We start from the raw sequence: 14,760 nt of genomic DNA on the forward strand, positions 1-14,760 counted from the left end.
ACATGAGGATGTTGCTATGCGTTTTTTACCGCTCTGCTTGTTGGCATTGATGCTGACTGGGTGTGTTCGGGAATATCATCCTATAAGCAGTGCACCTTCTCGTTCGCAGCAATCCAGCGAGCCGACACATAAAGCCACTCCGCGACCAGCGCCGGTCAAAGTGTATACCGACGCTACCGATTTGGTCAGCAAACCGTTCCGCGATCTGGGTGAAGTATCAGGCGAAGATTGCCAGACCAGCACACAGGATTCACCACCGAATATCGCGACTGCACGCAAGCGTCTGCAAATAAAAACATCGCAGATGAAAGCCAATGCCGTTTTGCTACATAAGTGTGAAATCGTCAGCAGCACGCCAGGCTGTTATCGTCAGGCAGTTTGCCAGGGCTCTGCGTTGAAAGTCAGCAATCAATGAGCGAATTCGCCTTTGCGCAAATTGGTGTAATCCGTTCACCGTGGAAAGAGAAGTTTGCCGTGCCGCGCCAGCCGGGGCTGGTACAGGATGGGGGCGGTGAGCTACATCTGTTGGCACCCTATAATCAGCCTGAAGCAGTACGCGGCCTGGAAGAGTTCAGTCATCTTTGGCTGCTGTTTGTTTTTCATCAAACGATGGAAGGCGGATGGCGGCCTACGGTGCGGCCGCCGCGTCTCGGCGGCAATACGCGCATAGGCGTGTTCGCCACACGTTCCCCCTTTCGTCCGAATCCGATTGGTATGTCACTGGTTGAATTAAAGAGAATTACTTCCAAAAAACAATCGGTTATCCTGGAACTTGGTAGCCTTGATTTAGTCGATGGCACACCGATAGTTGATATAAAACCGTATCTGCCTTTTGCTGAAGCCTTACCCGAGGCGCATGCGGGTTTTGCGCAGTCAGCGCCAAAAGCGAATATGCCCGTGCGCTTTTCACCGCTGGCGCAACAGCAACTTCAGCAACAGGTTCGTTATCCCCACCTTGAGCGATTTATTCGCGAAGTGTTGGCACAAGATCCGCGACCAGCCTATCGCAAAGATGAGGCGCTGGATCGGGTATACGCTGCCTGGCTGCTGGATTTCAATGTGCGCTGGCGCATCGATGAAGCTGGCACAGAAGTGGTTGCTATCGACCTGCGTTAAAACCCGCTTTTGAGCCAGTGATCTCGCTGGTACACTAGCCGCCAGTAAAATTCTGTCTGTGGTTTTCCGATCAACTGGAATCATAATCAATGCGTACTACTCAATATCTGCTCTCTACTCAGAAAGAAACGCCTTCTGACGCCGAAGTGATCAGCCACCAGCTGATGCTGCGCGCCGGGATGATCCGTAAACTGGCTTCTGGCCTGTACACCTGGTTACCGACCGGGGTGCGCGTACTGAAAAAAGTCGAAAAAATCGTGCGCGAAGAGATGAACAACGCGGGCGCAATTGAGATTTCCATGCCGGTCGTCCAGCCTGCCGATTTGTGGCAGGAGAGCGGTCGCTGGGAGCAGTATGGCCCGGAACTGCTGCGTATTGCCGATCGTCATGAACGCCCGTTCGTGCTGGGTCCAACGCATGAGGAGGTGGTGACGGACTTAATTCGTAACGAGCTCAGCTCGTACAAGCAGCTGCCACTTAACCTGTTTCAGATTCAGACTAAATTTCGCGACGAAGTGCGCCCACGTTTTGGCGTAATGCGTTCACGCGAATTCATCATGAAAGATGCTTACTCCTTCCACGTTTCTCAGGAATCGTTGCAGGAGACCTACGATGCGATGTACCGCGCGTACAGTCAGATTTTCAGCCGCATGGGACTCGATTTCCGTGCGGTGCAGGCTGATACCGGCTCGATCGGCGGTAGCGCATCGCATGAATTCCAGGTACTGGCGCAGAGCGGCGAAGACGATGTTATCTTCTCCACCGAATCCGATTACGCTGCGAATATTGAGCTGGCAGAGGCCGTCGCGCCAGCAGGCGAACGCGCGCAGCCGACGCAGGAACTAAGCCTGATCGACACGCCCAACGCTAAAACTATTGCGGCGCTGGTTGAACAGTTTCAGTTACCCATTGAAAAGACCGTAAAAACGCTGCTGGTTAAAGGCCGTGAAGAAAGTGGCCATACGCTAATTGCGCTGCTGGTGCGTGGCGATCACGTGCTAAACGAAATCAAAGCCGAAAAATCTGAACTCGTCGCTTCACCTCTGACATTCGCCACTGAGGATGAAATCCGTGCGGCTATGGGAGCCGGCCCAGGTTCGCTCGGCCCGGTTGGGCTGACCATGCCGATCATTGCTGATCGCGCCGTTGTGAAAATGAGCGATTTCTGTGCGGGTGCCAATGTTGATGGCAAACATTACACCGGCATTAACTGGGAGCGCGATCTGCCCTTACCCATCGTTGCGGACATTCGCAACGTTGTTGAAGGCGATTTGAGCCCAGACGGCAAAGGCACGTTGCAGATCAAGCGCGGCATCGAAGTAGGCCATATTTTCCAGCTGGGCACCAAATACTCTGAAGCGATGAAAGCTGCCGTTCAGGGCGAAGATGGACGCAATCAGGTATTGTCGATGGGCTGCTACGGCATCGGCGTTACGCGCGTGGTCGCAGCCGCGATTGAGCAGAACCATGACGAACGTGGCATCATCTGGCCTGCTGCCCTGGCCCCGTTCGAAGTGGCAATTTTGCCCATGAACATGCAGAAATCATTCCGCGTGAAGGAAGTGGCAGAGGCGCTGTATAACACACTACGCGCCCAGGGCGTCGATGTGATCCTTGACGACCGGAAAGAGCGTCCGGGTGTGATGTTTGCCGATATGGAGCTGATTGGCGTACCGCATACCATTGTTATCGGCGACCGCAATCTCGACAATCAAGAGATTGAGTACAAAGCACGCCGCGACAGCGAAAAGCAGATGATTAAGCAGAACGACATCGTCGATTTCCTGCTGAAAGCACTGAATAAGTAACACGCTCAATCTGAACTGCACCCCAAAAGTTGAAGACCAACGGATTAAGGCGCAGTTTTTTATTGCACTTTTCCCCGCAACGCTTTGGTATTTCCGCGCCGCGTTTTGCTTTCCAGACGCCGGACTTTAGACGCACGCGTAGGCCGCGTCGCACGTCGCGCTTTCTCGACCGTGGTGAGTTCACCAATCAAATTAACTAACCGCTGCAATGCCGCTTCACGATTCATCTCCTGGCTGCGATATTCCTGCGCTTTAATCACAATAACGCCTTCAGCAGTAATCAAGTGATGATTAGCCGCCAGCAGCCGTTCTTTATAAAATGGCGGTAAGGACGAGGCCACAATATTGAAACGAAGATGGATTGCCGTGCTGGCCTTATTAACATGTTGTCCCCCTGCACCTTGTGCACGAATTGCCGTTAGCTCTATTTCGCTATCGGGAAGTTCAACATTACGTGACAGCATAATCATCTGTCACCTCGCAGAGAAAACTGGCCGTTTAAATGTTTTAACTTATTCATTGAGTTAACCTTTTGTGCGAGTATTTATCCCGTGCTAAGCAGCGGAATCTGTCACTTTAGCAGTGAATGGCGGGCCGATCCTGCTTTAGCCCGGCTGATTTCCTGGAAATGCCTGTGTTATAGTCGCTCATCAACCAGAGTATTTACGCTCTGCTGAGGAGGGGCTTGTGCAAAAATATTGTGAATTAATTCGCCAAAAATATGCCGGGATAGGCAGCGGGGATTTAGGATATATTCCCGATGCAATTGGCTGTGTATTAAAGGCGCTTGATGATATTGCCGCGAATCCTGCGCTAAACTCTTCTGTCAGGGAACAAGCGGCTTATGCCGCTGCAAACTTATTGGTGAGCGACTATGTTGATGAACGAAGCTTATAAACCCATCAATTGCGATGACTACGATAATCTGGAACTCGCCTGCCAAAAGAGCTGGATGCTGTCGCTGGAACTGAAAGATGGCGAACAGCTCAAGGCAAAAGCCAAAGATATGGTGTCGCGTAAAAATGTAGAGTACCTGGAAATTGATCTTTCAGGTGAGACGCGTGAGTTACGTCTCGATCATATCGCCAGGTTCAGCCACCCAGAACTGGGCACGGTTGTCGTTAGTGAAGAGTAACGCAATCCGCAGAGGCGGGATATTTCCCGCCTCCTTCGTTATGGTTTCAACGAATTATAATACGCGGCAATATCCGCCATATCCGTTTCACTTAACCCCGCCACAAATGCCTTCATGACTTCCGCTTGTCCACCGCTGCGTTCGCCCTTTTTGTACGCCTGTAAAGCATGATTAAGATAAGCCGCATTTTGACCGGCAAGGTTCGGGTACAGCGGCACCGCCGCTTTTCCTTCTGCGCCATGGCACGCTACACAACTTGCCGCCTTTTGCGCGCCAGCGTTGACATCGCCTTCGGCCAAAGCCGGTAGCGCCGTCGTCATTAATAAGGCGACGATCCAGTTTTTCATTATTGCTCTCCAGCTTTTTCGTTTTTGCGCCAGATCACCTGCCAGCCGGGCATATCTGTAGCCGCACCGTTTCGGGTAATAAACAGACCGGGTGCGCAAACAAGCGTCTGATTATAAAAAATTAACGGGGTACGTTCGCGCTGCCATGGCGGAATGTGCAGCTCTTGCCAAATTTTTTTCATTTCGCGACCGCCCGCGCGTCCAACCAGATGGACGTAGCCTTGCGCCTGAAAGCGCACACTGACCTGTTCGTCTGCTTGCGGCTGCCGTAACGCATCGGGGGATGGGCTGGCTTGCAGCGTGCCTAAATCTTGTGGCAGCCTCAGCGGCTGACTGAAATCGGGCCAGTTTAGTGCGCAATCACGTAACGAATTTTGCTTCGGTAGCCAGTAAAGTCGCTGACGAAAACGGCGCACTTCAAAGCGCCCCAGTTGCAGGCGCGGCTGCGCATCTTCCCGGCTTAACATGACTTCCTGACGAATACGACTTAACGCGTCACGTGAAGGCATCATTCCCCCCTGCCCGGCAATCCAGCGACGCAGCAACGCATTGACGCGAGCATCGTTTAAGGCAAGCAGAGCAGTGAAGTGCAGGCTGCCATCGGGTTGCACCAGCGTTTGTAACTGCTCAGCCAATAGCTCATCCAGCAACTGTTCCTGTTCTCCACATAAGGTCGCGCTGCGAGCGGTGGCCTCGGCAAAATGTGGCCAGCGCGTTAGCAACTCTGGCAATAAATGCTGACGCAGGAAATTACGGTCATAGCGTAGATTCTGATTGCTTTCATCTTCGATCCAGACAAGTTGATGCGTCTGTGCATAGCCTTCCAGCGCCTGACGGGAAATAGCCAGCAGCGGACGCAGCAAGCGATGCGTGCCCAGCCACATTTCAGCAGGCATTGCCGCTAAGCCTGCGGGACCACTGCCGCGTTTTAGCGCCAGCAAAAACGTTTCGCATTGATCGTCAAGGTGCTGTGCGGTTAACAGCGTTTCGCCAGACTGTAACTCGGCGCTTAACGCCTGATAACGCGCCTGGCGCGCTGCGGCTTCAACGCCCTGCTTACGACTGTCCACGCTGACATGCAACACATCACAACGCAATTGCCACTGTTCGCATATCGTCACACAGTGCGCTGCCCAACTGTCGGCATTTGGGCTTAACCCATGATGGACGTGTAAGGCACGCAGGCGTGACTGGGGATGACGCTGCTGCCATACCCATAACTGATGCAGCAGTACGGTTGAATCAAGGCCGCCACTGAACGCCACCACCAACGCGGCTTCGGTGTGCAGCAGTTTATCAAGATGAGGCAAAGACATGACGCAATCCATAGTTTCGGGCCGCCGGTTGCGGCCCATTGAAGTGCGCCATTTTACGCCTGATACAGCTCCAGCGGCAAACCATCTGGATCGGCAAAGAAAGTGCATTGCTTACCGGTCAGCTCATCAATGCGAATCGGTTCACAAATCACCCCTTTTTCAGCCAGCGCCTGCACAGCAGCCGCAACATCCGCCACGCTAAAGGCCAGATGACGTAAGCCGCAGGCTTCAGGACGGCTGACACGCGTCGGGGGCGTCGGGAAAGAAAACAGTTCAATAGTGTATTGTCCATTTAACCCCAGATCGCCTTTCCACGAATCGCGCGCTTCCCGATAATATTCACCTAACAAGCTGAATCCGAGCACATCGCAGTAGAAAGCTTTACTGCGCTGATAATCGGACGCAATGATTGCAATGTGATGGATCTGGATTAACTGCAACATATCGTCTCCTTAAGCCCGGTTAATCCGTTACTTTACGGGTGTGGTAGCGCGCTGACAACGCATAATTTGCTGAAATTATTCGCTTTTCAGCACCCGTACATGGTACTCACCTTCTTCCGTCAAGGTCGCGCCATGAATATCGGTTTCGAAGCCGGGATAATGACGACCAATACTGCACAGCATTAACAGGAAATCGAGCACCGCACGACTTTGTTCCGTGATCATTTCTCCTGGCATTACCAGCGGCACGCCCGGCGGATAAGGCAAAATCATATTGGCGGAAACGCGCCCGACCAGCTGGCTAATGTCCACGGTTTCGATATTCCCTTTTACCTGCTGCTGAAATGCCTGATGCGGCGTCATTTTCATCTCTGGCAAAACGTCGAAAGCTTTCAGCATCAGGCGCGGCAGATCGTGATGACGAATCATCTGATGGATTCCCTGAGCCAGCGTCTGTATGCGCATATTGCGGTAAAAGTCGGGATCTTCAGCGTAAAGATCCGGTAGCATATTTTTTACCCGCAAATTGAGGTCATAGGCGCGTTTAAATTCAGTCAAACCGCGCAGCACACTCATCGCCTTGGTTTTATCAATGCCGATACTGAACAGAAACAGCAAATTGTACGGGCCGGTTTTCTCCACCACAATGCCGCGTTCATCCAGAAATTTCGCCACCAGCGCGGCAGGAATTCCCTCTTCCGCCATCACACCCAGTTCGCTCATGCCCGGCGTCAGGATAGTAACTTTAATGGGATCGAGATACATATGGTCACGGTCAGCCTGCGTAAAGCCGTGCCAGTTCTCTTCACCCGGCTGGATTGGCCAACACTGTGCTTCATCAACATGTTCTGGCAGCCAGATGTCAAAGAACCAGCTGTCAGATTCTTCGCGTAAGCGCTGAATCTCACGGCGGAAATGTAGCGCGCGTTCGACCGAGCGATTAATCAGACGTTTGCCTGGATTACCACGTAGCATCGCTGCCGCCGTTTCGATCGAGGAAACAATGGCGTAGTTGGGCGAGGTGGTGGTATGCATCATGTAGGCTTCGTTAAACGTCTGCTCATCATAGTCACCCTTGATATGAATCATCGATGCCTGAGAAAACGCCGCCAGCAGCTTGTGGGTGGACTGCGTTTCATAAACCACTTTGCCCGGAATACGCTCGCCGCTCATACCACTTTTGCCGTCGTAAATCGGATGAAAATTGGTATAGGGCACCCATGCCGAATCAAAATGAATCGATGGCACATCAAGCGTTTGTTTGATGTATTGCGTGTTATACAACAAGCCATCATAAGTGGAATTAGTGATCACTGCATGTATCGGCCAGCTGGCACGTGGCGTAGCCGCAACCTTCTGTTCAATACTCGGGCGGGTAAATTCGCGTTTAGGGATACCGCCAAGAATGCCCAGCGCATTACGCGTAGGCTTCAGCCAAATCGGTATGAGATCGCTCATCATCAACAGATGCGTCAAAGATTTATGACAATTGCGATCGATCAACACTGTACTGCCCGCAGACGCGGCGTACATCCCGACAATTTTGTTTGAAGTGGAGGTACCGTTGGTCACCAGGTAGCTCTGTTCAGCGCCTAAAGTGCGCGCCACATACTCTTCTGCTTCCAGATGCGGACCCGTGTAATCCAGTAACGAACCCAGCTCGGTGACCGAAATCGAAATGTCTGATTTCAGCGTATTCGCGCCAAAAAAATCGTAAAACAGACAACCGACGGGACTTTTCTGAAACGCAGTACCTGCCATATGACCTGGCGTACAGAAAGTATATTTCCCCTCTTTCGCGTACGTAAACAGCGCTTTGGTTAGCGGCGGCGTGATGTGATCTAAATAGTCGTCAGTATACTGGCGAATATGCAGTGCAATATCATCGGCCGCGTTGAGCGCATATTCAAAAAAATGCAGCGGCATACGCATTTCATTAATGCTGACGTCCATTTGCGAATGGGTGTTGATGAAGGCATAGAGGGGTAGGTACTCGTTAAGCTGATTGATTTCACCACACAATGCCAGGCTGTTATGTGCGTCCCAGTCAAAAATGACGCCGCTAATGCGTGGATTGTGTTCAATGAGCTTGAGCAAATCGACGACATTTTTCGGATAAATGAGCTGGAAGCCTTGCTGGCTTAACGCCGCGTCCAGTTCGCGCAAGGGCTCGTCTTTGTAGAACACACCATGCCCGCCCATAATCGCCAAAATATTCAATGCGCACCTCCTCGGTTGTTGTGGCATGGGGTAAGCATAGCGAATTGTTGCTACACGCTGCAGTCAGAATGCAGGCATAAAAAAAGCGGACCGAAGTCCGCTTTCGCTTTTACCGGTTACTATCAGGCGTAGCCGTAGCTCATCAGGCGCTGATAGCGACGATCCAGCAGCTCTTCAGTGGTCAGGCCGTCAAGTTCAGCCAGGTCTGCCAGCAACTGTTGTTTCAGTGAAATGGCCATATCTACCGGACGACGATGCGCGCCCCCCAAAGGTTCCGGGATCACAGAGTCAATCAGTTTCAGCTCTTTCAGACGATCGGCGGTGATGCCCATCGCTTCGGCCGCCAGCGGGGCTTTATCTGCGCTTTTCCACAAAATAGATGCACAACCTTCCGGCGAAATCACTGAATAAGTGCTGTATTGCAGCATGTTCACTTTGTCACCTACGCCAATCGCTAACGCGCCACCTGAACCGCCTTCACCAATGACGGTACAAATTACAGGTACTTTCAGGCCCGACATTTCACGCAGATTGCGCGCAATCGCTTCAGATTGACCTCGCTCTTCCGCACCGACGCCTGGATAAGCACCAGGCGTATCGATAAAGGTGATGATCGGCATTTTGAATCGCTCGGCCATTTCCATCAGACGCAGCGCTTTACGGTAGCCTTCAGGCGCTGGCATACCAAAATTGCGGCGAATTTTTTCTCTGGTTTCCCGGCCTTTCTGGTGGCCAATGATCATCACCGGGCGTCCATCCAGACGTGCAATGCCGCCAACGATCGCTTTGTCGTCGGCATAAGCGCGGTCCCCTGCCAGCTCATCGAAATCGTCAAACGCGTTTCGCACGTAGTCAAAGGTATAAGGGCGCAAAGGATGGCGCGCCAGCTGAGCGATCTGCCATGCGCCTAAGTCGGCGAAGATTTTACGGGTCAGTTCTACGCTTTTTTCGCGCAGACGCTGCACTTCTTCATCCAGATTTACGTGTTTATCATCCTGACGGCCAATCGAAGTAAGCGAATCAATCTTCGCTTCCAGTTCTGCGATTGGCTGTTCAAAATCCAGGTAATTAAGACTCATAATGTTCCTGTTTTAGTCAAACTCCAGTTCCACCTGCTCCGATCCAATCAACGACCGCAGATCGTTAAGTAAACGATCGCTGGGCGAAATACGCCACGCTGCACCAAAGCGCAGCTTCGCGCGTGCTTCGGCACTCTGGTAATAGAGATGCACCGGGATCGTCCCTGAGCGATAAGGCTCCAGAGACTGGCGGAGTCGGTTTAATAGCTGGTCATCAATTTGCCTGTCCGTCAGCGAGATAGCAAGTCCACGCGCGTATTTTTCGCGCGCTTCGTCAATGTCCATGACTTCGCGAGCGGTCATTTTAAGGCCACCGCTAAAGTCATCAAAGCTGACCTGTCCGCTGACGATCAGGATACGGTCCTTCTCCAGCAACTGCTGGTATTTATCTAACGCATCGGTAAATAACATGACTTCCAGGCGACCAGAACGATCGTCCAGCGTACAAATACCAATTCGGTTGCCGCGCTTGGTTACCATCACGCGCGCCGCAATAACCAGGCCGGCTGCAACGGTGATTTTACCACGTTCGGTCGGGTGCATATCTTTCAGGCGCACACCACCAACGTAACGCTCAATTTCTTTCAGATACTGGTTGATGGGATGGCCGGTAAGGTATAACCCCAGCGTCTCGCGTTCACCATCCAACTGAACCTGCTCAGGCCACGGCGTGACGCTGGCATAAGATTTCTCTATCTGCTCTGGCTCTTCCGCCAACACCCCAAACATATCTGCCTGACCCGTAGCTTCGGCTTTTGCATGTTGGTCGGCCGCTTTCAACGCATCACTGAGCGAACTCATCAGCGCAGCGCGGTGCGGCCCAAGGCGATCGAACGCGCCGGACATGATCAGCTTTTCCATCACACGACGGTTTATTTTTTTCGTATCGGTACGTGCGCAGAGGTCGAAAAGCTCACGGAAATAGCCGTCTTCATTACGCGCCTCAAGGATCGCTTCGATCGGGCCTTCGCCAACACCTTTGATCGCGCCGATACCATAAACAATCTCACCTTCGGAATTGACGTGGAACTGATAAAACCCGGAATTAATGTCCGGTGGCAATACTTTCAGGCCCATGCGCCAGCACTCATCGACCAGCCCCACGACTTTCTCGGTGTTATCCATATCGGCAGTCATCACCGCCGCCATGAATTCGGCTGGATAATGCGCTTTCAGCCACAGCGTTTGATATGACACCAACGCGTAAGCGGCCGAGTGCGATTTGTTAAAACCGTAACCCGCAAATTTTTCCACCAGGTCGAAGATTTTCATCGACAGTTCGCCATCGACGCCCATGCTTTCAGCGCCGTCTTTGAATACTGATCGCTGCTTAGCCATTTCCTCTGGTTTCTTTTTACCCATCGCACGGCGCAACATATCCGCACCGCCCAGGGTATAGCCAGAAAGCACCTGTGCGATCTGCATAACCTGTTCCTGATACAGGATGATGCCGTAAGTGGGTTCCAGTACCGGCTTCAGGGTTTCGTGCTGCCACTGAATATCCGGGTACGAAATAGCTTCCCGCCCGTGTTTACGGTCAATGAAGTTATCTACCATGCCTGATTGCAACGGGCCTGGACGGAACAGCGCCACCAGGGCGATCATGTCTTCAAAACAGTCAGGTTTTAGCCGTTTAATCAGGTCTTTCATACCGCGCGATTCAAGCTGGAAAACCGCAGTGGTTTCCGCGCGCTGCAGCATGTCGAAACTTTTTTTATCTTCAAGCGGAATCGCAGCAATATCGACAGGCGGTTCGCCCTGCTTTTCGCGTCGGGCGTTAATCATTTCCAGCGCCCAGTTAATGATAGTAAGCGTGCGCAGACCGAGGAAGTCAAACTTCACCAGCCCGGCATATTCCACGTCATTTTTATCAAACTGAGTAACCGGAAACTGGCCATTCTCGTCGCAATAAAGCGGTGCGAAATCGGTAATTTTGGTCGGCGCAATCACCACCCCACCCGCATGCTTACCGGCATTTCGCGTAACGCCTTCCAGCTTACGCGCCATATCGATAAGGGCTTTGACCTCTTCGTCAGCCTCATAAATTTCCGGCAGTTGCGGCTCTGCGACAAAAGCCTTCTCCAGCGTCATGCCGGGATCGGGCGGGATCAATTTAGAGATACGATCGACGAAACCGTATGGATGCCCCAATACGCGGCCCACATCGCGGATAACCGCTTTTGCCGCCATCGTACCAAAGGTGATGATCTGCGATACCGCTTCACGCCCATACATATCGGCAACGTGCTCAATGACCTGATCGCGTTTCTCCATACAGAAATCGACGTCAAAGTCCGGCATTGATACACGTTCTGGATTCAGAAAACGTTCAAACAGCAGGTCAAATTCGAGCGGATCAAGATCGGTGATTTTTAATGCATACGCCACCAGCGAACCCGCACCCGATCCGCGTCCAGGTCCAACAGGTACGCCGTTATCCTTCGACCACTGGATAAATTCCATCACGATCAGGAAGTAGCCGGGAAAGCCCATCTGGTTGATAACGTTTAGCTCGACTTCAAGACGTTCGTCATAGGCCGGGCGTTTTTCAACGCGGACCACTTCATCAGGGAACAGGAATTCGAGACGTTCCTCTAACCCTTCACGCGATTTCATCACCAGGAAATCTTCGGTGGTCATGTTGCCGGTTGGAAATTGTGGCAGGAAGTACTCGCCCAGCCGCACCGTGACGTTACAACGCTTAGCAATCTCTACGCTGTTTTCCAGCGCTTCCGGGATGTCCGAAAACAGCTCGCACATCTCCTCTTCGCTGCGCATGTATTGCTGAGGACTGTAATTACGCGGACGTTTCGGATCATCCAGCGTATAGCCATCATGAATTGCCACGCGAATTTCATGCGCGTCAAAATCTTCCGCATTGATAAAGCACACTTCATTGGTTGCGACCACCGGCACGCCTTCCGCGATCGCCAGTTCCACTGCCGCGTGCAGGTGCCTCTCTTCATCCGGGCGACCGGTGCGCGTCAGTTCAAGATAGTAACGATCGGCGAAGTGCTGCTGATAAAAGCCGAGACATTGCGCGACCAGCTGCATGTTGCCACGCAGCAAACTGCGACCCACATCCCCGCGCCGTCCGCCAGACAGCAGAATTAAGCCTTCCTGTAGCTCGATCAACCAGTCGCGATCAATGACCGGACCGGCAATACCGTAGCCACGCTGATACGCACGCGAAATGAGTAACGTCAGGTTTTGATAGCCTGCGTTGTTGCTGGCTAAAACCGTTAGCTGGGTTAGCTCGTCGCCCATCAGGTCGCTGGCAACGCTGAAATCTGCGCCGATGACAGGCTTAATACCGGCACTGTGCGCGCTGCCGTAAAATTTTACTAGTCCGCAAAGATTGGTGTAATCGGTAATCGCTATGGCTGGCATACCAAGCGCAGCCGCTTGCTTGACTAACGGGCCGGTTTTCGCCAGACCATCAACCATTGAATAGTCGCTGTGGACACGCAGATGTATAAAACGAGGTTCAGCCATATCAATTTCCGGTTAAAAAAGCGGCAGGCATTAAAGCGTCGTTGGCTGACAGCTTGCCAGCACATCGGCGTCGATAAGCGCATTACGCACCGGCGCAAAGCTGCGGCGATGGTGTGGTGTCGCACCGTACTGCGTCAACTTTTCCCTGTGCAGTGCGGTGGGATAACCTTTGTGTTGGGCAAAGCCATATTGCGGAAACAGCAGATCTAACTCGCTCATTTCGCGATCGCGCGTGACTTTGGCGATAATTGAAGCGGCGCTAATTTCAGCCACCAGGCTATCACCTTTTACGACAGCCTGCGACGGCATTGGCAATGCCGGGCAACGATTACCATCAACCAGAACCCAGTCGGGCGTGATGGCTAAACCCGCCACCGCACGCTGCATCGCCAACATAGTTGCGTGCAGAATGTTAATCTGGTCAATCTCTTCTGGCTCGGCACGGCCTACGTTCCATGCCAGTGCTTTCGCTTTGATTTCGTCATACAACGCCAGACGGCGTTTCTCTGATAATTTTTTTGAGTCTGCTAAGCCAGTAATGGGGTTTGCCGGATCGAGGATCACGGCTGCAGTCACAACGGCGCCCACTAAGGGTCCGCGCCCAACTTCGTCTACGCCAGCGATAAGATGAGCAACAGGATAGATAAAATCAGACATTGGCTATCTCCAGTACTGCGTCTGCCGCTTGTTCGTCGGCATTCCAGCGAATCTGCTGGTGCATCTCATAGAATTCCTGCAGCAGCCTGTCTCGTTCAACGCCGGCGTGCAGCAGCGGTTCTAAAGCCGCCGCCAGCGCGGCTGGCTGACACTCATCCTGCAGGAGTTCTTTAACTAATTCGCGCCCGGCTAACAAGTTTGGCAACGACACATAGGGCGTTTTCACCAGTCGTTTCGCCAGCCAGAAGGTAAAAGGCTTCATACGATAGCCAACAACCATGGGGCATTTTGCCAGCATACATTCCAGCGCGGCAGTCCCTGATGCCAGCAATGCGGCATCGCTCGCAATCATCGCTTCACGCCCTTTGCCATCCAGCAAATGCATCGGCAATTCAGGCGCAACGCGGGCTTTAATCTGCTCAAATTGCTCACGGCGTTTAGCATTAACCAACGGCACGACAATTTCTAGCGCCGGATAATGCATGCGCAATAGCTGCGCCGTTTTAAGGAAATCTTCGCTGAGCATTTCGACTTCTGCGCCACGGCTGCCCGGCAAGAGCGCCAAACAGAGCGCGTTATCGGTAATACCCAGTTGGCGACGCGCTGCAAGCTTGTCCGGCTGCATTGGCATCGCATCAGCCATGGTATGGCCGATAAAGCGGCAAGGCACGCCGAAGCGATCGTAAAAGGCTTTCTCAAACGGCAAAAAAGCCAATACCAGATTGGTGTTGCGGCCAATTTTGAACACGCGCTTCTGTCGCCACGCCCACACCGACGGGCTAACATAGTGAATGGTGCGAATGCCCGCGCGCTTCAATCGTCCTTCTAAAGTGATATTGAAATCCGGCGCATCAATGCCAACAAACACATCCGGTTTGAGATCGATGAATCGTTGGGTGAGGTCGCGGCGAATCTTTAACAGGCGCGGTAAGCGACCCAGCACTTCTACGATCCCCATTACCGCTAACTCTTCCATTTCATACCAGGCTTCGCAACCTTCCGCTTGCATCAGCGGGCCGGCAACGCCGACAAAACGTGCGGTGGGATGACGCGCTTTAAGCGCACGAATCAGGCCTGCACCAAGAATATCGCCGGAGGTTTCTCCGGCGATGATGGCAATCGTTAAGGGACGCGGTGACATGAA

Annotated in this window: 14 protein-coding genes; 5 read left to right on the forward strand and 9 right to left on the reverse strand. The window is 52.6% G+C overall.

What is annotated here, in order from left to right:
- The first annotated feature begins 16 nt into the window (after positions 1–16).
- The 3 genes from rcsF to proS all read left to right on the forward strand — a co-directional run bounded on the left by rcsF (position 17) and on the right by proS (position 2,924).
- Entirely contained in the window at positions 17–415 is a 399-nt protein-coding gene (rcsF, locus tag H2P46_RS02965) for an Rcs stress response system protein RcsF (RefSeq protein ID WP_193403714.1), read from the forward strand.
- Positions 412–1,116, forward strand: a complete 705-nt coding sequence (tsaA, locus tag H2P46_RS02970; protein WP_193403715.1) for a tRNA (N6-threonylcarbamoyladenosine(37)-N6)-methyltransferase TrmO — start codon at positions 412–414, stop codon at positions 1,114–1,116. Before rcsF ends, tsaA begins: the two co-directional genes overlap by 4 nt.
- 89 nt (positions 1,117–1,205) lie before the next feature.
- A complete protein-coding gene (proS, locus tag H2P46_RS02975; protein ID WP_193403716.1) occupies positions 1,206–2,924 on the forward strand; it encodes a proline--tRNA ligase in 1,719 nt (572 codons plus the stop codon).
- A 59-nt stretch (positions 2,925–2,983) separates the two neighbouring features.
- Here the strand turns inward: proS and arfB are convergent, their stop codons facing one another.
- A complete protein-coding gene (gene arfB, locus H2P46_RS02980; RefSeq protein WP_193403717.1) occupies positions 2,984–3,394 on the reverse strand; it encodes an alternative ribosome rescue aminoacyl-tRNA hydrolase ArfB in 411 nt (136 codons plus the stop codon).
- A 217-nt stretch (positions 3,395–3,611) separates the two neighbouring features.
- Here arfB and H2P46_RS02985 point away from each other — a divergent pair, with 217 nt between their 5' ends.
- Both H2P46_RS02985 and rof read left to right on the forward strand, forming a co-directional pair.
- Entirely contained in the window at positions 3,612–3,821 is a 210-nt protein-coding gene (locus H2P46_RS02985) for a YaeP family protein (protein WP_193403718.1), read from the forward strand.
- Positions 3,799–4,059 carry a Rho-binding antiterminator gene (rof, locus tag H2P46_RS02990; RefSeq protein WP_193403719.1) on the forward strand — a complete coding sequence of 87 codons (261 nt, stop codon included), beginning with the start codon at positions 3,799–3,801 and terminating at the stop codon, positions 4,057–4,059. The genes H2P46_RS02985 and rof overlap by 23 nt, the downstream gene beginning before the upstream one ends.
- A gap of 38 nt (positions 4,060–4,097) precedes the next feature.
- Here rof and H2P46_RS02995 read toward each other — a convergent pair whose 3' ends face one another.
- The 8 genes from H2P46_RS02995 to lpxB all read right to left on the reverse strand — a co-directional run bounded on the left by H2P46_RS02995 (position 4,098) and on the right by lpxB (position 14,757).
- On the reverse strand, positions 4,098–4,406 hold the full coding sequence (locus H2P46_RS02995; RefSeq protein ID WP_193403720.1) for a c-type cytochrome: 309 nt from the start codon (positions 4,404–4,406) through the stop codon (positions 4,098–4,100).
- Positions 4,406–5,722, reverse strand: coding sequence for a tRNA lysidine(34) synthetase TilS (gene tilS, locus H2P46_RS03000; protein ID WP_193403721.1), 1,317 nt, complete (start codon positions 5,720–5,722; stop codon positions 4,406–4,408). The genes H2P46_RS02995 and tilS overlap by 1 nt, the downstream gene beginning before the upstream one ends.
- Before the next feature lie 53 nt (positions 5,723–5,775).
- A complete protein-coding gene (locus tag H2P46_RS03005; RefSeq protein ID WP_193403722.1) occupies positions 5,776–6,165 on the reverse strand; it encodes a VOC family protein in 390 nt (129 codons plus the stop codon).
- Between the two features lie 75 nt (positions 6,166–6,240).
- Complete coding sequence (locus tag H2P46_RS03010) at positions 6,241–8,385, reverse strand: lysine decarboxylase LdcC (protein WP_193403723.1); 2,145 nt, start codon at positions 8,383–8,385, stop codon at positions 6,241–6,243.
- 122 nt (positions 8,386–8,507) lie between these two features.
- Entirely contained in the window at positions 8,508–9,464 is a 957-nt protein-coding gene (gene accA / locus H2P46_RS03015; RefSeq protein ID WP_193403724.1) for an acetyl-CoA carboxylase carboxyl transferase subunit alpha, read from the reverse strand.
- 12 nt (positions 9,465–9,476) lie between these two features.
- Positions 9,477–12,959, reverse strand: a complete 3,483-nt coding sequence (dnaE, locus tag H2P46_RS03020) for a DNA polymerase III subunit alpha (protein ID WP_193403725.1) — start codon at positions 12,957–12,959, stop codon at positions 9,477–9,479.
- Between the two features lie 30 nt (positions 12,960–12,989).
- Positions 12,990–13,616 (reverse strand): ribonuclease HII, encoded by a 627-nt coding sequence (gene rnhB / locus H2P46_RS03025; RefSeq protein WP_193403726.1) that lies wholly within the window; start codon positions 13,614–13,616, stop codon positions 12,990–12,992.
- Positions 13,609–14,757: a lipid-A-disaccharide synthase gene (lpxB, locus tag H2P46_RS03030; RefSeq protein ID WP_193403727.1), complete on the reverse strand. Its 1,149-nt coding sequence runs from the start codon at positions 14,755–14,757 to the stop codon at positions 13,609–13,611. The genes rnhB and lpxB overlap by 8 nt, the downstream gene beginning before the upstream one ends.
- Between the last annotated feature and the right edge of the window lie 3 nt (positions 14,758–14,760).

Source organism: Mixta mediterraneensis, assembly GCF_014946725.1.
Classification (GTDB): domain Bacteria; phylum Pseudomonadota; class Gammaproteobacteria; order Enterobacterales; family Enterobacteriaceae; genus Pantoea; species Pantoea mediterraneensis.